2 protein-coding genes are annotated in these 1,366 nt (G+C 67.3%); both read right to left on the bottom strand.

Annotated elements, in window-relative coordinates; all coding sequences use genetic code 11:
* Positions 1 to 280: 280 nt before the first annotated feature.
* A complete protein-coding gene (locus tag E1293_RS46985) occupies positions 281 to 595 on the bottom strand; it encodes a DUF2469 domain-containing protein (protein ID WP_132206628.1) in 315 nt (104 codons plus the stop codon).
* A complete protein-coding gene (locus E1293_RS46980; protein ID WP_132206626.1) occupies positions 592 to 1,317 on the bottom strand; it encodes a ribonuclease HII in 726 nt (241 codons plus the stop codon). The genes E1293_RS46985 and E1293_RS46980 overlap by 4 nt, the downstream gene beginning before the upstream one ends.
* Positions 1,318 to 1,366: the final 49 nt, after the last annotated feature.

Genomic DNA, 1,366 nt, shown 5'->3' with positions numbered 1-1,366 from the left:
AGCCCCCAGGCCGCCGGACAAGCCCCGCACCCGCCCGACTGAACAGCCCAAGGCACACCCCACTAACCCAAGCCTCCAAGAACCGGCCCCACGGCCGTCCAGCTCCCCCATGACAAGACCGGTCCCCGGGCACACCCGCACGCGCAGGAACAGTCCCGCGCCAAGACGAACAAGCGCCAGCCACGCCCTCGGCAACAGGACGGTGGCCTGGGCTGTTACGGAGGCCGACCGGCGCGCGGCGTATTTGAGGAGGTGGTGTCGAGGCTGCGGGGAGAAGGAATTACTGGTCGGCGGGGAGTTCGAAGTCGCTTTTCGCCAATTCTTCGACGTTGACGTCCTTGAAGGTGACGACGCGAACGTTTTTGACGAAGCGGGCGGGGCGGTACATGTCCCAGACCCACGCGTCCTGCATCGTGACCTCGAAGAAGACCTCGCCGTTGTCGACGCTGCGCACCTGGAGGTCGACGGAGTTCGTGAGGTAGAACCTGCGCTCGGTCTCGACGACGTAGCCGAACAGCCCGAGGACGTCGCGGTACTCGCGATAGAGCTGCAGCTCCATCTCGGTCTCGTACTTCTCGAGATCCTCGGCGCTCACGCTCGTGCCCCTTCCGTGCGGTCCTCGCCGGGGAGGTCCCCCTCGGCCTCCTCCTCAAGGACCACATCTCCATTGTTACGCAAGGCACGCCCGACGTTGACGTAGGAGAACCGATGCTCGGCGCAAGGTCCATGCATAGTGAGCGCCTTGCCGTGCGCACGGGTCACGTAGCCCTTGTGGACGTCGAAGCCGTACTCCGGGTACCGCTCGTGGAGGGCCACCATGATCCGGTCCCTGGTGACCTTGGCGATGATGGACGCCGCGGCCACGCAGGCCGCGGCCTGATCGCCCTTGATCATCGCGAGTCCGGGGACGTCCAGGCCCGGTACGGGAAAACCGTCGCTGAGGACGTACGCGGGCCGCTTGTCCAGAGCGGCCAGGGCTCGCCGCATTCCGGTGATGTTGCACCGGTGGAGGCCGATCCGGTCGATGTCATGGCACGGGATGACGATCGCGCTCCACGCGTACGCGCGCTCCACGATCTCCGCGTAGAGCTCCTCGCGGCGCGCCGGAGTGAGGAGCTTGGAGTCCGCGAGACCGTCGATCCTGCCGCGTCCGCCCTGAAGCATCACCGCACCGACGACCATCGGCCCCGCGCAGGCCCCGCGCCCCGCCTCGTCGACGCCGGCGACAGGACTGAACCCTGCATGGTCCAGGGCACGCTCGTATCGGAACAGCCCTGCGTCACGGCGCGGAGTAAAGCGGAGTGGACGACCCTTCATGCTCCGCAGCGTACGTCGCGGGCACCCCCGTCCGCTCCCCGAACACCCC

The organism is Actinomadura darangshiensis (genome assembly GCF_004349235.1).
Classification (GTDB): Bacteria; Actinomycetota; Actinomycetes; order Streptosporangiales; family Streptosporangiaceae; genus Spirillospora; species Spirillospora darangshiensis.
This window is presented reverse-complemented; position numbering and strand designations above follow the sequence as displayed.

Bases quoted from the DNA above. Each gene is read 5' to 3' on its own strand.
- E1293_RS46980 (WP_132206626.1), bottom strand. From the start codon at position 1,317: ATGAAGGGTCGTCCACTCCGCTTTACTCCGCGCCGTGACGCAGGGCTG.